The 22,831-nt window shown below is 42.3% G+C and carries 22 protein-coding genes; 4 read left to right on the top strand and 18 right to left on the bottom strand.

Annotation, left to right across the window (positions count from 1 at the left end; all coding sequences use genetic code 11):
- The 3 genes from BCT34_RS13500 to BCT34_RS13490 all read right to left on the bottom strand — a co-directional run.
- Nucleotides 1–881, bottom strand: an 881-nt coding sequence (locus BCT34_RS13500; protein WP_102300420.1) for a Bcr/CflA family efflux MFS transporter, incomplete at its 3' end; no start/stop codon positions are given.
- Nucleotides 882–1,135: 254 nt separating this feature from the next.
- The gene (locus BCT34_RS13495) at nt 1,136–1,516 is read right to left on the bottom strand and encodes a hypothetical protein (RefSeq protein ID WP_076651129.1); all 381 of its coding nucleotides are present in this window, start codon (nt 1,514–1,516) and stop codon (nt 1,136–1,138) included.
- A 156-nt stretch (nt 1,517–1,672) separates the two neighbouring features.
- Nucleotides 1,673–3,385 (bottom strand): RluA family pseudouridine synthase, encoded by a 1,713-nt coding sequence (locus BCT34_RS13490; RefSeq protein ID WP_076651128.1) that lies wholly within the window; start codon nt 3,383–3,385, stop codon nt 1,673–1,675.
- A 286-nt stretch (nt 3,386–3,671) separates the two neighbouring features.
- Here BCT34_RS13490 and BCT34_RS13485 point away from each other — a divergent pair, with 286 nt between their 5' ends.
- On the top strand, nt 3,672–4,124 hold the full coding sequence (locus tag BCT34_RS13485; RefSeq protein WP_076651127.1) for an NUDIX domain-containing protein: 453 nt from the start codon (nt 3,672–3,674) through the stop codon (nt 4,122–4,124).
- Nucleotides 4,125–4,141: 17 nt separating this feature from the next.
- Here the strand turns inward: BCT34_RS13485 and BCT34_RS13480 are convergent, their stop codons facing one another.
- From BCT34_RS13480 to BCT34_RS13435, 10 genes are all read right to left on the bottom strand, one after another.
- A complete protein-coding gene (locus tag BCT34_RS13480) occupies nt 4,142–4,567 on the bottom strand; it encodes a bifunctional diaminohydroxyphosphoribosylaminopyrimidine deaminase/5-amino-6-(5-phosphoribosylamino)uracil reductase RibD (RefSeq protein ID WP_076651126.1) in 426 nt (141 codons plus the stop codon).
- Between the two features lie 147 nt (nt 4,568–4,714).
- Nucleotides 4,715–5,269 carry a nucleotidyltransferase family protein gene (locus tag BCT34_RS13475; protein ID WP_076651125.1) on the bottom strand — a complete coding sequence of 185 codons (555 nt, stop codon included), beginning with the start codon at nt 5,267–5,269 and terminating at the stop codon, nt 4,715–4,717.
- Entirely contained in the window at nt 5,269–5,556 is a 288-nt protein-coding gene (locus tag BCT34_RS13470) for an antibiotic biosynthesis monooxygenase (RefSeq protein ID WP_076651124.1), read from the bottom strand. Before BCT34_RS13470 ends, BCT34_RS13475 begins: the two co-directional genes overlap by 1 nt.
- A gap of 922 nt (nt 5,557–6,478) precedes the next feature.
- Nucleotides 6,479–7,336: a hypothetical protein gene (locus BCT34_RS13465; RefSeq protein WP_076651123.1), complete on the bottom strand. Its 858-nt coding sequence runs from the start codon at nt 7,334–7,336 to the stop codon at nt 6,479–6,481.
- Nucleotides 7,336–8,190 (bottom strand): ABC transporter ATP-binding protein, encoded by an 855-nt coding sequence (locus BCT34_RS13460; protein ID WP_076651122.1) that lies wholly within the window; start codon nt 8,188–8,190, stop codon nt 7,336–7,338. Before BCT34_RS13460 ends, BCT34_RS13465 begins: the two co-directional genes overlap by 1 nt.
- Nucleotides 8,187–8,558, bottom strand: a complete 372-nt coding sequence (locus tag BCT34_RS13455; protein WP_076651121.1) for a GntR family transcriptional regulator — start codon at nt 8,556–8,558, stop codon at nt 8,187–8,189. The genes BCT34_RS13460 and BCT34_RS13455 overlap by 4 nt, the downstream gene beginning before the upstream one ends.
- A gap of 227 nt (nt 8,559–8,785) precedes the next feature.
- Nucleotides 8,786–10,531 (bottom strand): EAL domain-containing protein, encoded by a 1,746-nt coding sequence (locus tag BCT34_RS13450; protein WP_076651120.1) that lies wholly within the window; start codon nt 10,529–10,531, stop codon nt 8,786–8,788.
- A gap of 836 nt (nt 10,532–11,367) precedes the next feature.
- Nucleotides 11,368–11,847 (bottom strand): type II secretion system protein, encoded by a 480-nt coding sequence (locus BCT34_RS13445; protein ID WP_076651886.1) that lies wholly within the window; start codon nt 11,845–11,847, stop codon nt 11,368–11,370.
- 250 nt (nt 11,848–12,097) lie between these two features.
- On the bottom strand, nt 12,098–14,053 hold the full coding sequence (locus BCT34_RS13440; protein WP_076652127.1) for an EAL domain-containing protein: 1,956 nt from the start codon (nt 14,051–14,053) through the stop codon (nt 12,098–12,100).
- Nucleotides 14,054–14,218: 165 nt separating this feature from the next.
- Nucleotides 14,219–14,776, bottom strand: a complete 558-nt coding sequence (locus BCT34_RS13435) for a hypothetical protein (RefSeq protein ID WP_076651888.1) — start codon at nt 14,774–14,776, stop codon at nt 14,219–14,221.
- A 533-nt stretch (nt 14,777–15,309) separates the two neighbouring features.
- Here BCT34_RS13435 and BCT34_RS13430 point away from each other — a divergent pair.
- Nucleotides 15,310–15,999 (top strand): response regulator transcription factor, encoded by a 690-nt coding sequence (locus tag BCT34_RS13430; protein ID WP_076651892.1) that lies wholly within the window; start codon nt 15,310–15,312, stop codon nt 15,997–15,999.
- The gene (locus BCT34_RS13425; protein ID WP_076651895.1) at nt 15,992–17,347 is read left to right on the top strand and encodes a HAMP domain-containing sensor histidine kinase; all 1,356 of its coding nucleotides are present in this window, start codon (nt 15,992–15,994) and stop codon (nt 17,345–17,347) included. The genes BCT34_RS13430 and BCT34_RS13425 overlap by 8 nt, the downstream gene beginning before the upstream one ends.
- An 87-nt stretch (nt 17,348–17,434) precedes the next feature.
- On the opposite strand, the gene BCT34_RS13420 is transcribed toward BCT34_RS13425, so the two are convergent.
- Nucleotides 17,435–17,971 carry a GNAT family protein gene (locus BCT34_RS13420; protein ID WP_076651897.1) on the bottom strand — a complete coding sequence of 179 codons (537 nt, stop codon included), beginning with the start codon at nt 17,969–17,971 and terminating at the stop codon, nt 17,435–17,437.
- Between the two features lie 225 nt (nt 17,972–18,196).
- On the opposite strand from BCT34_RS13420, the gene BCT34_RS13415 reads away from it, so the two are divergent.
- A complete protein-coding gene (locus BCT34_RS13415; protein WP_076651899.1) occupies nt 18,197–19,462 on the top strand; it encodes an HD domain-containing phosphohydrolase in 1,266 nt (421 codons plus the stop codon).
- A 146-nt stretch (nt 19,463–19,608) separates the two neighbouring features.
- Here the strand turns inward: BCT34_RS13415 and BCT34_RS13410 are convergent, their stop codons facing one another.
- The 4 genes from BCT34_RS13410 to BCT34_RS13395 all read right to left on the bottom strand — a co-directional run bounded on the left by BCT34_RS13410 (nt 19,609) and on the right by BCT34_RS13395 (nt 22,352).
- The gene (locus tag BCT34_RS13410) at nt 19,609–20,058 is read right to left on the bottom strand and encodes a PTS sugar transporter subunit IIA (protein WP_076651901.1); all 450 of its coding nucleotides are present in this window, start codon (nt 20,056–20,058) and stop codon (nt 19,609–19,611) included.
- Nucleotides 20,055–21,311, bottom strand: coding sequence for a PTS ascorbate transporter subunit IIC (locus tag BCT34_RS13405; RefSeq protein WP_076651903.1), 1,257 nt, complete (start codon nt 21,309–21,311; stop codon nt 20,055–20,057). Before BCT34_RS13405 ends, BCT34_RS13410 begins: the two co-directional genes overlap by 4 nt.
- Before the next feature lie 10 nt (nt 21,312–21,321).
- Entirely contained in the window at nt 21,322–21,591 is a 270-nt protein-coding gene (locus BCT34_RS13400; protein ID WP_017064872.1) for a PTS sugar transporter subunit IIB, read from the bottom strand.
- Between the two features lie 284 nt (nt 21,592–21,875).
- Entirely contained in the window at nt 21,876–22,352 is a 477-nt protein-coding gene (locus tag BCT34_RS13395; RefSeq protein WP_076651905.1) for a hypothetical protein, read from the bottom strand.
- Nucleotides 22,353–22,831: the final 479 nt, after the last annotated feature.

Here is a 22,831-nt window from a genome sequence, read left to right as displayed (position 1 = left end):
GATTTGTGTATAAGAGACAGTCCAATGGTTAGGGTGAAGATGCCCGCAAATGCCAACAGAGCAAAACATCCTGTGATAACTTTTGGAACCGGTATTCGATAGGATAACTTCATATAAATGGTTGGCCCAAAAGAGGCGCAGAATGCATTGAATGCGAACGCGTAACTAAACTGTTGCTCGGTTAATCCAAAGTGATCGATGTAGATATAAGAACCCGCGGCAAGAAAGCCCATCAACGCCATCGGTGTGATAGAGAAAATAACCAGTAGCTTGACGAACGAGCGGTTTTTCATGACCACGCCCATTCTTCCCCAAGATCGGAACATAGAACCTTGGTATTTTGTTTCGAGTGTTTCTCGGTAGCAGCAAGCTAATACTGTCGCAAATGCACCAAAAATGGCGAGAGTGACAAACATCATTCGCCATGAAGCTATTTTCAGTAGAAAGGCACCAAATACAGGTGCGACCATTGGTGCGATGATCACCAGTGACATGATAGTCGCCATGATCTTTTCGCGTTCTCTGCCGTCATAAAGATCTTTTACGATGGCGGTCGCGATAACGGTGATGGCACTACCAGCAAAGGCTTGGAATACACGAGCGCCAATTAGTTGTTCGATGTTATTGGTCATCGCACACAATATGCTCGCTATCATATAGCCCGCTAATCCAATTAACAGGATCGGCTTACGACCGAATTTTTCGCTGAGCGGCCCCCAGAACAAAAGACCAATGGCGTAAGTAACGAAGTAACTGCTTAGGGTTAGGTTGACCATTGCTCGGTCAGTATTGAACACCTCGACCATCTGCGGAAGTGCAGGTAAGTAAAGGTCGATAGTCAATGGAGGGAAAGCACTTATTATGACGAGAAAAAATAACATACCGGTCTTTCCCAGTACTGGTTGTGGTCTCTTCAAGATGGCTCTCCGTTGTCCAAGGTAGGTTTTTAATTGATGTGGTATTGATATACAGAAGTCTAAGGTACGTCAGGCAAGAAGGATAGAGTCGATCCGTCCCCCCTTTCGAATTGTATTACAAAATCATTATCACTTTTATAGCTAACAAGTTCAATAAGTTAGTGTAGGGCAGCTTGTGAACGCCAATGGCACATTGTAATGCTTATCGAGTTGGCTACTTATCTTTTCTTGGGGCGTTTTTCTACTAAACCGTTACGTTCTAAACCACGTCGAACGCTGCTACAAAGCTTACCAAAGCGGCGAAGTTCTTCGAAGTTAGGCCCCTGACCAATGGAAATACTGTGTTCCCAGTACATTAACTCACTGTCGACCATCTCTAGTAGTTTCTTAGAGCAGCCAGAGCAGTTTCCTTTTGGCCCACAGATAAACGTCTCCGACTCGTAAAGCGGGAGCTCGTTTTTAACTTCTTCAATTAAGTTAAGCATTGCCGAGTTTAAATCTGGCTTTTTGGGCGCAAGTGGCTTCAGGCTAGGTGCTTGAGTCGCAATTAATGGGGAAGTCAGTTTGTTGGGCTGTACATTCAAAGCAGCTGATGACATATCAAAGGCCTCAAGGAGAGAAGAAGGTGGGCATGCTACTCTTCAAAACAAAGTGAATCTTGATGTGGTGCAATAAGCGTGGAGGTATACCCAAAAGAGGTAGGAGCCACAAGCGTTGTGACTTCCTTAATTCAGACTCGTTATTAACGAGACGTTTTAGAATTCAGCGTCAAACTGGAACTCCATCCACTCTTTGGTCACCGGGTGGTGCAGCGCAAGTCTTTCTGCGTGTAGGTGCAGTCGGTCGGCTTTGTTGCCATACAGACCATCACCGACGATAGGCATGTTCAGCCCTTCTTCGTGTGAGCAGTGGACACGTAACTGGTGTGTACGCCCTGTTTTTGGATGCAGGTAAACCTTGGTGGTTTGCTCGTTTCGTTCAATCACTTCCCATTTGGTTTCTGCAGGTTTACCGTGTTCGAAGCAAACAATCTGACGAGGGCGGTCATACAAGTCACCACGCAATGGCAGTCGAACATAGCCTTCATCTTCTGCGAGAACGCCTTCAATCATTGCCACGTATCGCTTCTCGACTTCACGAGTAATGAATTGCTTTTGCAGGCTCTTGTTCGCACGTCGTGTGAGAGCGAAGATTAGAATGCCTGAAGTCGCCATGTCCAAACGGTGAATAACAAATGGCCCTTCAACATCGGGGTGCATTTCTTGAACGCGTGTGTAGGCGGAATCTTTAATGGTTTTGCCCGGCACGGATAGAAAACCAGCAGGCTTGTGCACCACAACGATGTGTTCATCTTGGAACAAGATATCCAGCTCTTTGCCTTCCGCTGGGTTTTCTAGCAGTGGGTTCGGATCCACATCAAGGCCCTTCATCATGTGACCTAAAATCGGCACACACTTACTCTGACAAGAGGCGTAGTATTTCTTGTGCTTACGGATTTCTGACTTTGGAGAACGACCCCACCAAAATTCAGCTAATGCTAATGGCGTGTAACCATTCAAGTACGCGTATTGCAGTAATTTAGGCGCAGCACATTCGCCAGAGCCTGCTGGTGGTATCTTGTTTGGTGTGTTTTCAAAGATCTGGTTAAGGTCTTCGACATTCCCTTCCGCATTTTGGAAAGCGTATTTTGAAAACAATTTGTGTTGTAGCTGATGAGAAAGGTGTGCTCTTTGCTCTTTTAGCTCAGTAAGTTGAGCCGTGAATACATCAACTTTGATTTGTAACTCATTTAGGGTTTGTTCCCAATTGAGCTTTAGATACTTCTGCTGGTTTTTGTCAGCAACACTGGCTTTGTTTAGCTCATTATTCAGTTGTTCGAAGGCTTGTTCATCAAGGTTCTCTTTACCGTATTCACGTTGTTCTTTACGTGTTTTTCGGCCTTCAATAATCAATAGGCGTTGAGCTTCAATCTCTTGCTCAGCGTGCGCTTTTTGTTGCGCCAATTGCTCGCATAACTCAAGGTATTCAGTGTTTACTTGCAGCGCTTTAAACTCAGCGTTTACAGCCATCATATCGGCCGTGTCTTGATGGAAAAAGCTGTCACTGCTCAGCATGTCGAATACGGGCGGTACAAAGTGAGGCAATAGGTTTTGATCGGCGATTTTACCTGAAAAAGCAGAGAAGTAACCCAATTCACCTTCTGGGCTTTTCACCAATAACACACCAAACATTTTGCCGCGACCAGCGTCAGAATCTAGCCCAAAGTCATGCTGCCAGTCGGTTTGATTTTCTAGATACTGTTGAAGCTCGTGAGAGGCGATTTCGCACAGTGGGTGTGGTTCGTAATAGAACGGGAAGGTAAAACGCTCAGGTAACGAATATGACTCGATCGGCTGTTGAAAACGAGTGAAGCAATGCTCAGGTGTGTGGCTGTTTTCTGAGTCGTGCGTTGGTTTTGATGAGTGCATAGTCGTCTTAATACTTATATCGTGGTGATAATTGGTTGAGAGTCTACTGTGTTAGAGACCTTAAACACAGTACAAGGCGGCGATTCTACTCTTTATCGAAAAGCGCCTCAAATAAGAAATGGTTCTATTATTGGATAGCTAAACGAGACGGTTACTGTTAGGTTTATGAGTTATGGCTTGAACTTCATTAATTGATGAGTCACTTCTCGTTTTTAATCATAGAAGACAATTTAACAAACTAAGGATGGTAGCCTTGCCGCCCTCTTGTGAAAACTAAGGTAACGTTATGATTCCACTCAATACTTCGATTGTGTCTGGTGTCGCTCTTTCAGAGATCGACGGACAAATGAAAATGCTATTAATGAAGCGTGTGAAGGGCGAGTTTTGGTGCCATGTCGCAGGTTCGATAGAAACTGGAGAAACAGGTTGGCAGGCTATTGTGCGTGAGTTTGAAGAAGAGACACAAATTAAAGTGGAAGCTTTGTATAACGCGCAGTTTTTGGAGCAGTTTTATGAGGCGCACGTGAACGTGATTCAACTAATTCCTGTGTTTGCGGTGTTATGCCCGCCCAATCAAGCGATTGAACTGAATGACGAGCATACGGAGTATTGTTGGTGCAATTTAGAAGAAGCGAAAGCGTTGGCGCCGTTTCCTAACCAACATGCTGTCTACGAGCATGTCTGGTCATATTTTGTCGATAAGCCAGTCAATCCGCTTTACCGAGTGAAACTGAGCTAGCGTTGCCTGTTCAAGAGCTAGGACTTACCAAGGTACGGGGTTAAAAAGGCGCTCACTTGTGCTTGGCATAGCCCTACATCCACTTTTACACCGTGCGATTCGAGTATCGCCACACCACGACCATTATTACGAGGGTCTGGGTCTAGCATTGCCACTACTACGTGTTTTACACCTGCTTTAACCAAAGTATTGGCGCAAGCGGGGGTTCTGCCAACAAATGAACATGGTTCTAAAGTGACGTAAGCAGTGACACCTTCCATTGTGCCATCATAGCTATTTAGAGCTTCGACCTCGGCGTGGTTCCCACCGACTTTTTGCGTGTACCCAACAGACACCACCTCATCGTTCTTGACCAAAACGCAGCCCACTGGCGGGTTTGGTTGGCAATCAGGTAGGGCTTGGCGCGAAGCTTCAAGGGCTTGCAGCATGTATTGTTGGTTCATGGTCGTTACTCAATATGAAGAGAGGGCGCAGCTGATGGTCGCTACGTGCGGTTGATGAATTGCTAAGTTAATAAGCTTACAAGTGGGGCATATTCGATCTGATTAGACTTTTAGTCAATGGTTTTAGCTTTTGAACTCGGCGACAAATTAGCTTTGACTAATGGTCAATTTGGGCCACTGGGTTAGCCAGTTTTTGGATTGCACTCTTTGAGCAAAGAGCTTTCGGTTACGTTTTGGGTTAGGTGTGATTTTCAGATCAAACAAACTCTCTAAACCAAAAGACGAAATACATTCGATGTCTCCGTTTTGGCTTTGCTTTACGGCGACTGCGGTTTCTTTCTCGGGCCAGTAACTCATTGCATCTAATGCGCCTTGGTAAGGCTTGTCGTTATTTCTGATGTGCATGCCGGCTTGATTGCGAACCTGCCAGTTCATTTCGGGTAACTGTTGTTGGAGTAGAGTCTCGTATCGAAGCTCCGATTCGTAAGAGGTATCAATGGGATCAAAGTAGATCACGTCAATATCATTGAGTGGAGTCGGGGAGGCATAACCATGTAGGTGATCCCAAACGAGGTTTCTCACAAAGCCCGCAGCAACATAGCATTGCGGTAAATCCAGCTGAGCGGCACAGCTTAAAACTTGCATGCGTATGGGATCTTGTTTGATCAACGCGATGATACGGTTGGCTAGCGGGTCAATCATTATGGTGTCGGAATATCGGTGACTTGGTAATGACGTGTTACGTTCTTGGAGATTTCACCCCATTCAGACGTTTTTACTCGCTGTTGATGCGCTTCGAATGCTTCTCGGCTAGTAAACTCTTCATACACTTCAAAGCGATTAGGTTGCAGCGTGCTTTGACTGACTCGAAACACGATACAACCAAGTTCTTCCAGTGTTAGTTCTTTATGCACAACTAAGGCTTGTGTGACCGCTTCTAGGTCGTTGTCTGGCACTAGAATATGCCCTTGCAGAATTACTCTACTCATTATTACGTCCATTTAATTTTATTTATTGAGGCTTTTTCTATCAAAACCTCTATCCGTTACAAACATAATCCCATTTTGATGTTGTGACGTATAGGCTAATAAGGCGATTATTTGTTCACATTGAATATAGCCTTAGTTACGGTGTAACTTTATGCTCGTATGAGCAATAAAAGATCAGACGTTGGAACTAAATCCGCGTTGGTCCGGTCTATTAAATTAGTATCATTGAACTGTATTGATACTGAAATGAATTTGTCATCTGAGAGAACTAACCTTAATTTTGAACAGCGGCTGATAGGATTGAATTGAGCCACAGTTGATATCTAGGTCATACTTTGATGTAAATGGTACTCAAAACTCTATATATTTTGTGATTTGTATCATTGATCTGGGCATCAAACACCGTTAGATTCGAATGGTTGGCAATAAAAATAGCTCACGAAGAGCAGTTAAAGAAAAGGAAATATCCCTTATGAAAAAAATGAGAAGAGCACAGCTTCATCGCGTTCGTATCCAATACTGGAAAGACACGTCAAAAGAAGCATCAAAGAAATAAGCTTTAAACCGTAAAGCTTTAAAAGCTGAAAAGCTTAATCAAATGTAAAACGCAACAAACCGATTTCATTAGCACTCTTAAGGACCTTCATCTGGTCGGCGACTAAAGAAATCACCCCCCAAAGAGCTGGCAGGCATTAACAACAATGCAATTTAATGTCAGCTCATTAATACCCCTCATCGCTTATCTTTGTTCGTTAAATCTGTTCTCCCCAAATTTGTTCCTTGGTTTCGCATTCCTGTTTTCGCATCCTTGTATTCGCTAAGATCCTGATAATAAAAAAGCTCCCGATTTCTCAGAAGCTTTGATTTAGATTTTAGTACCAGATATGACCGCCTGATAAAGGCTCGTACTTAGGATTTGACTCTAGCGTTGGAACAGCGTCTTTAAACTCACATCGTCCGTTCTATTTAGCTTTAGGCTTAGTAGGTAACCGCCAGCACCAATCAGTGCGTAAATACTTAAAGATAAAAGCGGCGCTTCAGCAATCGCGCTGAATGGGTTACTTGCTGTAAGTACCTTCATTGGTAGTGATGCGATGAGAGACAGAAAGTCGTTGATGCCATAGAACCCAAATACCGCCACAGAGAGGAACTTAATTGCATAGCTTGAGATAAAAATGACAAGCAATGGCGAGTTCACCAGCTGAGATATTGCTAGGGTTACGGTTGCCAGTGGTAATAAAACCAGCGCAACTAACATCATTCGCCCAAAGAACACGAGCCAGTTGCTCAACACATACAGTAGGGATTGCTGCTCAACTAGTAGCGCCAGTTGTTGCTCGCTAGATACGTTCAATATCCAGAATAGGAAATCGGCGAACAGCACGAGCAATGCACAGATAGCCGGAATAACCACTAGACCGAAGCCTAGCTTCACGCCGTGAGTCATTGCGTTAGATACCGGCATACTTCTCCAAAACATCGAACTACCTTCTTGGCGCTCTTTACGCAGTGTTTTAGGGATGTAAAGCGTCGACAGGATCAGTGAAATCAGGCCCGCGCCAAAATAGATCACTGAGTTGAGGTCTTGTGCGAACTCTCTGTGGATGTCGCTCATGTCGCCGTTCACTTGCATTTCGAAGAAAAACTCATGCTGCGCTGCACCATTAAAGAACAGGCTTACGAACAGTAAGAAACCACATAACGCGACAAACAGAGGCAATCGAGTGTTAATTTTGTGCTCGATGAGTTCTTTTTCTAGCATGTAAAAACTTGGATGCATTATGCCTTCTCCGTCTGTGTTGCAAGGAATAGATCTGCGAGGCCAACGTTATAGATGGTACCCAGTGACTCAACCTGCGCTTTGTATTGGCCTTCAAGTAACCACTTGGTGGTGCCTAACCCCGGCTGTGAAGTCAGTGGATTGAGTTTCTGTATCTCGCTTGAATGGTTGTTTGCGACCTCGATAATGAAATAGTCGTTCTCGATGTCTTCCATGCTCTTTTGCAGCACACAATGGCCTTGTTTCAAAATCAGCACATCTGTGAGTAGGTGTTCAATCTCTGCAACCTCATGGCTTGCAATGATCATGGCGCGCTCACCGTCGTGGAACCACTCCAGCAGGTGGCGGTAAAAAGTATCGCGGTACAGCAGATCTAAGCCAAGTGTCGGTTCATCTAAGATCAATACTTGAGTGTCAGTCGCGATGATGATCGCAAGGTGAAGTTGTACCTTCATTCCTTTAGAAAGCTGCTTGATAGTAGAAGACAGTTTGATGTTAGTGCTGCTTAACGTCTGCTCTGCTTTTTGCTTGTTGAAACTAGGGTGCACACCTTGGGTGTATCGAAGCAGTTGTTTAACGGTCATCCACTCGGGCAACACGTTAACATCTGAGATGTACGACAGGTGCAGCATGAGTTCTGCGTGCTGGTGAATAGGGTGGTAGCCGTTAACCTCAATTTCACCTTGATAGTTGTGTCCGCCAAGCAATGATTTGATTAGCGTCGATTTACCCGCGCCATTGTGGCCTAGCAGACCAAGTACTTGCCCTGGCTTTAACTCAAAGCTGATGTTCTCGACACCCACTTGATTTGCATAGGTTTTGGTTACGTTTTTCACGGAAAGTAAAGTACTCATGACTTGTCCTTTATATGTTGTGCTAGTTGTTTCACGAGTTCTTCGATACTCATATCAATGATGCTAAGCGTCTCAGCAATGGCTGGGATCTGTGTGTTGATGAATGATTGATGTGCAGACTCTTTCAATTTTTGAAGTGCCCCTTCGGCCACATACATGCCTTGGCCGCGTTTTTTCTCCACCAAGCCTTCATCCACCAGTAACTGGTAGCTTTTCATGACGGTAAGATGGTTGATCTTGAGATCGGCGGCAACTGCGCGCACAGAGGGTAATGCTTGTAGCTCTAGCCAAACACCCTGAAGAATCTGGTCACTGATCTTGGCGGCAAGCTGCCTAAAGATCGGCTGGTCGTCTTTCCATTCGGTCATAATTAAAACTGCATGGTGATATACATATGTATAACACTAACCTTTTTTCTAAGATAGACAAGCTTTTTCTATAAATTAGCTGAATGTTAACTTTTATGGTTGGATAAAGCATGTTTGGCGGAGAGGGTACTTGAAGCCTACATCCTTGTGGGCTCTCAAGCAGCTGTATGAGCGATTATTATTTGAATAGGGAATAGTTGCTCATCAAGATTCTTATTAGGGTGGGGCTATTGTTCCTTTGACTCATTAGGCCGGCTGTATAGGTAACCTTGATGTAAGTTGTAGCCGAGCTGACACAAGATATATTGCTGCCTGCGCGTCTCAACACCTTCATAAATCATGGTGATATTTGATAAGCGTCCAATCTCCGAGATATTGAGTAATACACCCTGATGGTGCTCTCCTGACTCAATATCTTTAACAAAACATCGATCCAGTTTTAGATAGGTAGGGGAGATGACATTGATGATTTCGATGTTGTTATTGCCCGTACCAAAATCATCCAGTGCGATAGTGATACCAAGCCTTTTGATATCCTTAATGTTGTCGATAACTTCACATCCATAACCAATGTTCGAATATTCAGTAATCTCGACGACAAATTCGTTCGCTTCCATCGCGTCTAAATGCTCTTTGAGTCTAGCGAAGTTCGACCCCACTAAAGCACTCGGGCACACGTTAACCCCATAGATCTCATGACTGTTGTTTAACTTGGCTCTTCTGACTGTTTCGATGATCAAGATAGTATGAAAGGTAAGTAAATTCGTGCGTCTCATGGTGTTGATAAAGCTTAAAACCCCGACGTTACGCACACGAGACAACAACTCGTAATAGAGAACGCTGTTATCTTCTGTATTGATGATGGGCTCTTCTTCAAAGGAGATATTTTTCCAGCGAAACAGGTAGATCACAAAGCCCAGAATATAAGAACGATAAAGCAGTGTCGCGAGTATCAGAGAAAGTGCAGTCCACAACGCAACAATGTCGTCACTGTACAAAGTGATAGTCGCCCCGGTTGGCAAAGATGTTTGATAGATAGCTTTACTCTCTTCGCCAAGGTTTAAGATGTAGTAATCATTCTTCTGGATGGAGATCGAATCGATTAACAATGGCAATAGTGAGTTTTTGTATCGAGCTTCGATCGAGCGTTTAGATATTCGAACAATCATTTCAATGTCGTTCTCGGCATCTACGAACCGTGAATAGGCAAAATCAGCACTATCGTAGAAATCGTCTACTTGATCGAGCTTGACCATCTTAGAACGTGTTTTAGAGACATAGCATGAGCCCAAAGGTGTTGTCATGACCACAGAATCAAGGTTGAGTGAGTGCCTTAATGAGTGCACAGCTCCGTAGCTATCGCACCCATAGTCCATGACTTCTGCTGCAATATTTCTCGTATTCTCACTGTATTCATTCGCAATTTTCGTCGTATAAAGGATTTGGAAAAAGTAGACAACGAACAGAAAAAAGGAAGAGATTGTGAACACGGTTATCAGAGCCTTGATCAGCTCTCGATGATACGTGTTGAACATCAGTTTCAACATCTCGATTTGGCTAGGCTTGAATTGGTTGATGTCGTACTTTGGTGCGATACGATTGGTTGGACTTCTATCGAGATCGATGAAGTAACCTACCTTATAAAGGTTAGAGATAAGCTCACTATTATTATTAACCTTCGCTTTTTTGCATAAGCTCCGATATTTCTTTCTTATTGAAGCAATAATGTTTTTTAAGGCGTATAAGCTAAACTCTTCGTCAAAATGTAATTTAAAAGACTCTTCAACATCTCTTGCAGATTGAGGGTTGGATATTGACGAGTGTTCAATAAGATATTTGAATACAAAACTCTCTTTACTATTAAGACTTTCCTCTGATATCTTATTACTGTCTTTTTTAATGTATATTTTTTCTTCATTATAAATCAGTTGCAAGCTCTCATTATTGTTATTTATATTGAAAGAACAGTGCATGGCTCAACTCCTAAGCGATAGTTATTATATTTGTGTGATTGATATGTGATGGCTGGGATTTTCATTCAACACAAGAGTTCGATCTAAATAATATAACCAAAATGTCACCATTTGCTCTCAAGATGTTGATACTAATCGCAGAATTTGGGCTTTAATGAAAGGTTATGGAGATGTTCGCCCAAAAGTTGAATTTATAAATGAAAGCCAATGATTTACAAGGGGTAAAGGGGATTTATCCATTTGTTTTGGTATTTATCCATTCTATCGCTTCGATGCAGCAGGTTTAGTGACTGGATTTAGAGGCTTCTAATGTAGATTTTAATGGTATTCATTCTGTTTATTGATGTGTGAGATTTATCAGAATTTTTCAGGATAAAATTAAACTGTATAAATTTATGAAGTATTAATATGATTTTATTGTCTAGTAATTTTATTTTTTAAATTACAATTGTGAATGATAGGTAGAATAATATTTACTGATAAGTTTAATTTGAGTTGTTTTATTTTTGATTTTAAATAGTGAAAACCCAGGGGCAAATATTGAAACTGGGAAGGGATGAAGATTCTCAATAAATTGATTATAAGCGGATTTTTAAAGGATTATTATTGACATGTATATCAGACGTGCATCTATGTAGATCTTCATCAGCTAGCGATGAAAATAATGTATAAATAAGGTCAGTGTTATTCCTTGAACTGTGCCTGTCGATGCAACTAGCAACAAGTTAGATCAATTAGTGTTATTTTTGAGCAAATGTTAGCGTAACCAAATGATATTCAACGATCAGTTGATATGGCTTAATGTTAACGATAGAAAGCGAGCAATCGTTGAGTCGTTAACATGCACCATCAAGTACGACGATTTGTGGTTCCTTTTCTGGCTGATAAAGTACCTGACAAAAGTTTCCTTTTGGCTTGTAGGTATAGTTTTCGGTGTCAAAAGAGATAACGGCTACTCTTTCTGCATTACTGCCAGAGTCTACTTCTTTGTTGATTACATGAAGCTCTGTTTTGTCGATATTGAGCAGTCTTCTAAGCGAGTCTACATAGGCGATTGGATAACCATGACAGACGTAATAGGTTTCAATCTCTGTCTTTTCAACATAGTTGCACTCACCCTCAACACCAGCAATTGTAGACTTAGCGTAGATCATATCAATACCAGTACGAAGGTTGCCTGCAACGTCGTGTATTTTACTCGCTCGAGCACTTCCTTGAACGTCTAAAAACTTGACCATAGCTGTGGCCGAAACGATCGCTAGAATTAATACAGAGATGATGAGTTCTAAGAGAGTAAAGCCGTTTTGTCTGTTCATGTATACCGACTATGGGATCTGCTAAAGAGACGGAATGAGGGTAATCTAAATACCAAAGTCATTACAGTTAGTGGGTATAATGGCTTGGTGTTTTAAGAGTTGAGTTTTTAATTAATAATCAATATAAACAATAACTTAATGGTTCTCTGTTGCCATTAAATGCTATGTAAGCATACGTAAGCGTTCACATCGGCAGTTGTCTATTGATTGCAAAGCGTCCAAATTCCTTAATGTATTGATAAATAAGTTTTTAATTGTATGAGTGCCGACCGATTAAAAACTGACTTTCAACTTCATTTGACGGAATTGGCTTACTAAACAAGAAACCTTGAAGATACTCGTATCCACAATCGATTAAGAACGCTTTTTGCGTTTCGGTTTCAACCCCCTCTGCAACCACTTTTAGCCCTAGCTTGTCACAGATAGCATGAGTGGCTTGGACAATAGCTTTGCTTCCTTTGTGTGAACCATGGACAAAGCTTTTATCGAGTTTAACGGTACTAATCGGTAAATCATGCAACATAGACAGTGAGGAGTAACCTGTACCAAAATCGTCTAGGTGAAGCTCTACACCCAATTTCGCAATATCACTTAACGCCTGTCTGACTTCACCATGCTTGAAGATCATGGAGGATTCTGTGATTTCAAGGGCGATACTATGAGGTTGGATATTGTAGAAGTTCAGCATTGCTAGCAGCTGTTCTGCAAAGGTGGCGTGCATCTGAATACTTGAAATATTGATACTCATCATCAGCTCACTATCAAATTCACGTTGCCACGCTGATAGCTGCTTGAGGGCTGAATTTAGAACCCATTTCCCAAGCAGTACAATCTGTCCTGTCTCTTCCGCTAAGCTAATAAACTCATCAGGGCCTATGTTACCTAACTCCTTGTCTGACCATCGAAGTAGGGCTTCAAATCCCTTCACCTTGTCACTGTTAGTGTCCATTATTGGTTGGTAGTGAAGGTTGAGATCATCGTTTTCGATGGCGCGTGCCAGTCGGTGGCGGATCTTTACTTTGCGATGAAGGGTTTGTGCTAAGTCTGGGGTAAATGTTTGGAAGCGGTTTCGACCATTCGCTTTAGCAAGGTGCATCGCTATACCCGCTTGCTTTAGTAACGTTTCTTGGTCAACCGCATTATCAGGAAAATGTGCGGTACCTATGCTGCATCCAACAGACAAGCTACCGATACCTCTAATATGGAAACTTCGGTTCAACGCATCGATAATACGAGAGCAGAGTAGTGGAATATTTTGATTGCGACAGGTGTGGGCGATCACAATGAATTCGTCGCCACCAAATCGACCAATCATGCACTTTTCATCAACAAGCTGTTTAAGGCGTTCGCCAACCTGTTTGAGTAGCTGGTCACCGACACTGTGCCCATAGGTATCATTAACTAGCTTGAAGCCATCAAGGTCGACAAACATCAGTTCAAAGGGAGATCGATAATCAATACTGGTGTCTAAAAGGTTAGTGATCCCGCGGCGATTATAAAGCTCAGTCAAACAGTCATGCTCTGCGTTGTATCTGGCTTTTATCAGCTTCTCTTTTTGCTTGGTTGTACAGGTCAGGTTTAACAGCAGCTCGCTTTTGTCGAAGAGCCATTTCCCTTGAACATCAAAGTGGTGTGTTTTGCCTTCTATTTCACAGCTAACCTCTTCTAATATCTCACGGCCTTTGCGTGCGGAAAACAACCACTGTGCTGCTGTTTCTTCACTTGAGACGAAGTCGAATAAGGTGTTAAACGGTGAGCCATAGTTTTGAAAAAATGCGGAGTTAGCACTCACTATATTTCCTGACTTATCAAAAAGAAGAGAGAGGTTTGCACCATCAGAGTAAGCAAGGTCGTGCCTCAAACTGCCTTCTTCAGCAACAACCTGAACCAACATGCCAGTTCGACCATCGTGCAGCGGGATCCCAGAAAACAGACACAGTGCACGCTTCGAAATGTAGTTTGGGGTGAAATTCCACCATGTCTTGATGCTTTCGTCGCGCAGAAATTGCCTTTGATACTCTTCTAATGTCGCTTCGATTGCTTTTGACATCTCGACACTAAAGTCTCGTGATGTCAGCTCAAATAGAGATTCAGACTCCCACAAAGGGAGGGCGCTGCTATTTGCCCAAGTTATTCTCTTATTATCAATGTCATATATCCAAATAGGACATTTGAGGTGCTCGAAAGGTTGATAACTGGTCATCATATTGAACTCGGTGAACTGATATTTTGGTCGAACAGCACCGACCGAAGTAGTGTATTCGGCCATTGCTGATTCAGTTGAATTCTGGTCTTTAATCGCTTTTAAGAAGCCATATTAAAGAACAGCAAAGTGCTAAAAACAGTAAAGCGCTCCAGCAGAAAGAGTGTGTTAAAGGTTCAGTGAGCGGATGATTTTTGTCACTTTACCTTCAGGGGTACTTTCGACGACATAGCCTTTCTTATCATCAAAAATTTCACCGTCGATGAAGTGCCAGCCATTTGGTTTTTGGATGATCTCTTTAGGGAAGTTTTCATCAAACATAGAGTGGTTTGGATAGACCGTTTCGATGGCTTCAAATAATAGCTGCGCTTGATCTTGGTTGGTCACTACGAAGTCTTCTTTAATGCACATCGTCAGTTCAGGCAGAGGCTGAGTGGTGAAAGGTTCTGTCATCGAGCCCAATACACCGTTATGTGCGTAAAATCGGTATGAGCCAGAACTGCTCTCGCTTCCGTCCGGTGACTTAATGTAGGGCGTTGCATTGTAGAAATCACAGTTGAAGACCATCTTTTGAATAATGCTGCTTTGTGGCGTGACCTGAACGTCTATCCAAGAGCTGACTTGTGCTTGGATCTGACTCACCATGTCTTGTTTATTGGTGTTTGCCATGAGTGTTGTTGAAACTAAAGCGGTGGTGGTCAATAACAGTGAAAGCGGTTTGTTCATCTTAAAATGGGCCCTGTAGAAAGTGATCATTGCACTACATTGAAGCTATTCATCAATTGGGTGAATGTTACTTTAAGAAGCCAATGCTTAATAGGATTTGCATCTCGCTGAAAAATGGAAAGCTCTGAGGTTGGACTAAAGTAATCGATTTCTTTTGATTGCAATCCTGACTTTATGGACTTTTAATCTGTTATTTTGCATTTAAATGGTGATATTAACTGTTATATCACTGGTGTGCGGGTGGTTGGTTTGATTGGGTTTTGTAAACGCATCAAATGTAAGTGCGCGTAAGAAAATAAAGCAAATGTAAGCAGGTGGTAGGTGATAAAAACAAACAAAATCATGGACTCTGAACAATGAATTCCTGATAAACCAAGGTGCATTGGGTGTTGCGCCTCTATTTTGTAAACGTGCATGTACAAAAGTGATTACAATGTTTTGCGTACGGTAAACGTAGCGCTCTGATCGCAATATTGATGATCTATGACCAGTATATATACTGCCCACGCTTTTAATAAATACAGGTGATAGGAATGTCAAAGACCAAAGTGCTCATAGTCGAAGATGACCAAGAGATAGCTCGTTTAACTACTCTTTATCTCGAGGCTGAAGGCTACAATGTTAGCGTTGTCCATGAAGGAAATTTGGCTCTTGAAGCAATCCGAAGTATTGAACCTGATTTAGTTTTGTTGGACTTGATGCTTCCTGGCATGAGCGGTGCGCAAATCTGCCGTCAGGCCCGTGAATTTTACAATGGAATGATCTTAGTCTTAACCGCTTCTGCCGATGAAATGAGTGAGGTCAGCTTATTTAAGTTTGGTGCGGATGATTACGTTGCTAAGCCGATTCGTGGTCATGCTTTACTCGCGCGAATAGAAGCGTTGTTGCGTCGAGCTGCTCCTACAACAACAGTTCAAGAGACCAATCCTGAACAACAGTGCGAAATTGTGATCAACAGTGCGGCTCAAAGTGCCACTTTGTATGGGCAGAACCTCAAGCTTACCTCTGCTGAGTTTGAAATCTTAAACCTTCTCGTTAATAACATCTGTCAGGTCGTGACCCGCGATCAATGCTGCCAGTTGTTCAGAGGGATTGATTACGCCTTTAACGATCGTTCGATTGATATGCGCGTATCTGGTTTGCGTCGTAAGTTGCGTATTCACGCAAAAGACAAGCAGTTGATCCGCACAGTTCGCAACAAGGGGTACATGCTGGTTGCGTAAGTTCATTAATGCGAAACTTCGCTCTGTTTCGATGTTTGCTCGTTTATACCTTGGTATCGTGACTGGGATGTCGGCAACGATATGTTTGTTTTTGAACCTTGGTGAGGGGCACATGCGACGAACCGAGATCGAAACCTTCCTCAATGATGGCGTCTACTTTGCGGAGCAGTATGTTCGTCAGCACAACCAAGCAGACTCACTCTATAAAGAACTCGATAGAACAGGCTCCCAACAATTTTATATCTTCAATTTACGCCTGTTGGAGAATTGGTTGGGCGAAGCGCCTTGCCAACGATGTGAGTTATACACCACCTTGAATGGGGTGCCGATTTATCTAAGTGACAACAATCTTTATTCGGCAGTCTTTCAGTTGCCTAATTCTCGATTTAGCTTTGCATTCAGTGAAGTAGGGGACTTTTTCTCTCCTGATATTGAATGGTATGAAGATTCAGAACGTCACTTTTTGTTAGGGCTGTTACTGGCAGTCATTGTGGCAATTGGAGCAAGTGTTTACTTACCTGTGAGGCGTTTTCAAGAAAGAATCGAGTTGCTCGTTGAAAAGCAAAAGCAGTTTGGTAAGGGAAAGCTCAGCACTCGCTCTGACTTGGACGACATCCATCCGGTATCTGATTTGGCCAGCAGTTTTAACTTCATGGCGCAAGAGATCGAGAGCAAAGTCAAACAAAGCCATATCTTCGCTCAAGCAGTTCCACATGAAGTACGCACTCCGTTAAGTCGTATTCAACTGGCGACGGATATTTTAAGAAGAGGGGCACCAGAACCACATCAAGCGCTCTTCGATGATATTGATACCTACATAGAGGATATCAACGATCTCACATCAGAAATTATCATGTTGTCGAAATTGAATGTTATGGATAACTCGTTCTTTGAACTGGTAAAAGTGAGATCTAACCTGTTTGAGTATTGTGTAGATAGGATTCGCTATTCAGAATTGGATAACGTGGTTTTCGACTCTAAAGTTCAGCCAAATTGCACGATAAAATGTGATTGCTCAATGGCGCGCTTGGTGTTTGATAATATTCTTAAAAACGCAGGTAGCTACACGCAAGATAAAGTGTGGATGACGTTGGATGAGAACTCAGAAAACTGGTTAGTGGTGATTGAAGACAATGGTTCTGGAATACCTCAAAATAAGCGTGATGAAGTATTCCTTCCGTTTTCTCGACTAGACTCAAGCAGAACGTCAACTACTGGCGGCTTAGGGTTAGGTCTTGCAATTGCAATCTCAGCAGCCAAAAAGCTGTCTTGGGATATTAAAATCGACGACAGTAATCACGGCGGTGCTAAGTTTAGTATCGTGATTCCTAAGGTTGATAAGTTGTAGTTAAAGGTTTGTTCTAGTTTTAAAATAGCAAAGCCATGGTCTAATGCCATGGCTTTGTCATATTTTCAATAACAGAATAACTACTGCTTACTGCTTAGAGCGATGAAGGCCATAAATAGCATGGTCAACGATACGACCATTCAAATTCTCATTACGCGTGATGATACCTTCTAAGGTGAAATGTAAGCGCTCACAAACCTTGCGGCTGCTTTGGTTACCCGTTGCGGCTGATATCTCGATCTTTTCCATATCTAACTCATTGAAAGCAATATCAATCAACTTCTGGACAACGCGCGTCACAATCCCCTTTCCTTGGTATGTCTCTGATAACCAATAGCCTATCGTCACCTTTTGCTTATCATGATCGATGGTATTGAAACTACAGTTACCGACGACCTTGTCTTGGTAGACAATCGCACAGGTCATACTTTTACCTTCCGCATAATCGTGTAACGAGCGCTGGATGAAGATCCTAAAGTCTTGCTCGGTTTTGCAATGTGGCGGCCACACAAGCCATTGGCTTAGGTACTCATTCTGGCTTTGTGAGATTTCTGCGTAGTGAGAAGCGAAACTCTCTTCAACCAATGCGATGGAGAGTTCGTTATCGATAACCGTTTTAAACATGTCTTTCCTTTTCTTATGGCTGCTGTTTAAGAAAACCTTAGTGGACTGGCTATAATGTCGCATGATTTTCAATATGCAACCACTTGTAGCACGGATTTTCCGTGATACGTTAGTTTCATCACGAAACTCATTAAACCTTACAATAGTTGTGTATATAATCATTAGCTATGCATTAGTATTAGCAGCCTAAATATATAAAAACTATAAAAATTCTAGGCTTAATTAATGAATCAACATTGCCAGGACGTGACCGTAGACCTAAGGAAGGCTCTATTTGGTATTGCTAAGGCGCTTGATAACGTCGGTTTCGAAAGCAAAAATCATGGTCAAAGGGTAGGGTATATTGCGTATCGATGTGCTCTGAGTGTGGGATGGGAAGAAGAACAAGCGCAGCTCGCTTTCTCGTTGGGGTTAATTCACGACTGTGGTGTATCGCAAATTGATGAGCAGCTTAGCTTGGTTTCTGAGTTCGTTCCTGACTCAAGCTATCACCATTGTCAAAAGGGATACCAAATTCTAAAAGAGTGTCCGGTTTTGTCTATATTCGCTAAACCGGTGCTTTATCATCATACTCCTTGGGTTGAACTCAAAGCGATGCCGATCAGTGAGTTAGAGAAGGAATTGGCCGCCATTGTGATGTTGGCTGATAGGGTCGACTACTTATATGGCATAACCGCTTCGGATCGATATGGAAACCTCACGCCAGACGGCAAAGCGAGCATCATTGACCGCCTAACTGAACAAGCGGATGAGATGTTCGAAACCAACCTTGTGCAACACATGTGTGAGTTAGTCGATTTGGATGACTTCTGGTTTTCAATGGAAATCCCTTACATCGAAAATATGAGGGACAACTTTGAACCTGTGCCATTCTTCTCTCAACAAATGTCGCTGGACGAGACGGTGGCCTTTGCCGAATTTATCGCCAATGTTGTGGATACCAAGAGCTCGTTTACCTTTAAGCACTCTTTGAAAGTAGGGCAGCTTTCAGAATACCTTGCCAAACAGCTGGGTTATTCCTACACGACTCAGCGCAAACTCTATCTAGCAGGTTTGGTCCATGACATCGGTAAATTGCAAACCCCTAATGACATTTTGCATAAGCCGGATTTACTTACTGAAGAAGAGTATTGCTGTATTAAACGCCATGCAATGGACACTCGATTCGCATTGCAGGAGTTGTTCAGTTCACCTCAGGTTTGTCAGTGGGCATCTAATCACCATGAGCGATTAGATGGCTCTGGATACCCGATGGGTAAAACAGCCGAAGAGTTGGATCAACCCAGTAGAATTGTTGCTGTGGTGGATGTGTTCCAAGCACTAACCCAATCTCGTCCGTACCGAAATGGGATGACATTGGAAGAAACTCTAGCGATTTTGACGGACCATGTAGACAACTACAAGTTGGACAGAGAAGTGTTTGAATGTTTGAAAAAGCACGCGGAGTATTGCTTTGAATTATCGACAGACAAACGAATGTACGCGTTTTAACGCCATGAATACTTTCGAAGTTTGATGTCTTAATTCATACTCGATGGGAAATGACGAAGCACCGAAAACAGAAAAGCGATAGCCGAGGCTATCGCTTTTTTAATGGGGGTGTTATCAGAATCAATATCAGGATCTTTAGAGCAAGATTAGTAGCGCTTTAAGATCTCGATGATCGCTTGCTCTGTTTCCGCAGCGATAATGGCATCAATGTCATCATCGTTTTGGAATAACTCTGATAGCGCCATAATCGTATGGATGTGGCTATCTGAGTCCATCGCCGCCAGAGTAATTGAAAGGTAAACGTCACCGTTGTCTTCTGACTCTAAATCAACCCCTTTCTTGAAGACCGTCACTTGTAATGATGCTTCATTCACACCATCTTCAGGACGAGCATGAGGCATCGCAATCTTTGGAGCTAGAACATAGTACGCGCCAATGTCCTTGTGCTTTTGTTTGATGGCTTCAACATAGCTTGCTTCAATTTTGTTGCTCGCTAGCAGTGTTGAACATGTCACATCAATCGCTGCATCAACCGTTAGGTTCTCTTCAGAGTTGATGATAACGCCTTGGTTACCAATTAAATCGAGTAGGCTCATGAAACAATCCACCCTAGAATCAGACCAACTACACCGAAGTCGAAGTCAGCAAATGTTGTTGCTTCAAGACCAAGGCCACCTAGAACTGGAAGCAGTAGCATTGGTAGGAAAGAGATACATAGACCTTGCGTGAATGAACCTAGAACCGCACCACGTAGACCACCAGTTGCGTTACCGTAAACGCCTGCTGCACCACCTACGAAGAAGTGAGGAACTACGCCCGCTACAATGATTGTCCAGCCAAGTGCGCCTTGAACTGCCATTGCTAGCAGGCCAGCAGCGAAAGAACAAAGGAAACCGATAAGTACCGCGTTTGGCGCTACAGGGAATACCATAGGGCAGTCTAGAGCAGGTTTTGCGCCCGGTACTAGCTTGTCAGAGATACCTTTGAATGCTGGAACAATTTCAGCAATCAACATCTTCACACCTTGCAGTACGATGTAAACACCACCAGCAAACACAAGAGACTGCATGAAGGTGAACACGACCCAGTTTTGACCATTTGAAACGGTTTCAACAAACTCGCCACCAGCAACAATAGAAGCAAACATAAAGAAGATGGCCATTGTTGTTGCTACTGCTACAGGTGTATCACGTAGGAACATTAAGCTCTTAGGTACGTTGATGTCTTCTGTTGATTTCGAAGTGTCACCAAACTTGCTACCAATGTAACCAGATACTAGGTATGAGAACGTTGAGAAGTGACCCATCGCTAACTGATCAGTACCCATCACTTTCTCTGTGTATTTTTGAGCAAGTGCAGGCATGATAACCATCAGTGAACCCACAATGATCGAGCCGATCGCGACTAGAGCTGTGCCTTCAATGTTAGCTGTAGACAGGATTACTGCTACAAGCATAGACATGAACATTGTGTGGTGACCTGTTAAGAAAATATATTTTAGAGGAGTAAGACGAGCCAATAAAATATTCACAACGAATGCGAAGAACATAATTAGAGCCATTTCATAACCGAATGCTTCTTGTGCTAGTGCAACAATTGCTTCATTATTTGGAATAACACCACTTACGCCGAATGCTTCAGTAAATACCACTGAGAAATTATTTAGAGCGCCAACAAGAGCGCCTGCACCAAAACCTAAAATTAGGAAACCCATTACGGTTTTAATGGTGCCTTTAAGAATGGTAGAGATATCGGCTTTCTGAGCAACTAGGCCAATGAAAGCAATTAAACCTACCATGATCGCTGGCTCTTTTAATAAGCCGAGCATGAACTCGAAAAAGTTTTGCATAATTTTGACCTTACATGAAAGTTTTTAGTTGTTCTTCGATTGATGCTTTGTCAAAAATATTTTTAAGGCTGATGATGTTCTCTTTACCAGCGTCTTTTAGTTGGTTTGCAACGTCTGTCGCTGCAACCCAAATATCCGCATTGCTTGATGCAGCAGATGATAGATCTTCGTGATCAACTTCTGCTTCAAAACCAATTTTCTTAGCGACTTCTTTCACTGCCATTTCCATCATCAGAGAAGTACCAAGGCCGTTACCGCAAACTACAAGAATCTTTTTCATAATATTTGTCTCAATTGGATTTTAGGGGTTGAGAAACTTCGTTCTCTTATTGTGTGAGAGCATAGTAATGGAAATATTCAGATTTCAATAAGATCTCCATCACAAAGCTAAAATGAGATTGTGATGGAGATCTCGTTAATTTGTAGTAAAGATCCAGAGTGAGACTTTGATCAAATTTAACTTTTCACTCGAATATGCAACGTATTTTATTGAGAAAGGAAGGCTTAATTAATTTTGACGCTAGGATATAAATATTTAGAGGTTTTATTGTAGAAAAAGAGTAATTAGTCGTATCGACCATAGTCAGTAAGCATTTTCTTAAGCATGCTATTAACGTCTTTAGTCTTTTTATTTCTTTTAGTCAGTTGGCTGAGAGAGGTTGGTTTTGGAGAGGCAACATTTTCATTGTCGACTTCTTCAGTTTTATCTTTCATTTTCTGTACGGCAGGCAATAACATTCTAATTTCTTCGTTATTGGCATTAGTTAGTACAACAATATTTTCAGATTCAACTTGGGTTATGGTTAATATCCCGTGTTTAACCGATTCAACCTTTTCACCAATCATAATTGACTCAGGTGCAACAGAACGATCGGTAAGTTGACCTGTACGTAATTTCGCCGCACTGATAGCGCGGATATTTCCGGTATTTTCAAACGCGACAATAACAGTGTAGGTATTATAATATTCAACTACTGTCACATAGCCATGTCTATTTGTTTTGAATCTAGCTCCATTGTTCATGTCGTGCGGAGCTTCCATTTTCTTCACGTGTTTCCTCGCTTAGTCTCTATGGCTGTTATATCTAATCAGTTCTATTGGTATTTTTAGATATTATTTGGTGAGATATCTACAAAGTATATACGCATCTAAAGTTAAGATGAATCTTGAAGTCGTGGGAAATGAGGTAGAGCACAGAAAACTGCTAATAATCACACAGAATTAACCGAGAGGTTACGCTCATACGCTTAAAGACTTAACATTCTAAGTTCAATCTCATACAGGTTATTTACAGCTTCTGAAGCACGAAAATGACGACAAACAATGCATTTCGCCTAATCCTTAACCGCGCGATCGTTTGCGTTAAAAAATGTGATGAAAGTCTCACTTAACTGTTTATACTTCTCTTCCGGTTTTAAGCCGGTGCTTAGCCAATACAAGCCGTCACATGGATATGTGAATGACCCCACGGACCGGACCAGCTACGTTCCACTGCTTGTATAAGGTGATTTTTACATGAA

The organism is Vibrio sp. 10N.261.45.E2 (assembly GCF_002875705.1).
Lineage (GTDB): Bacteria > Pseudomonadota > Gammaproteobacteria > Enterobacterales > Vibrionaceae > Vibrio.
The sequence above is the reverse complement of the archived record's forward strand: the minus strand, read 5'-3'. Positions and strand labels throughout refer to the sequence as shown.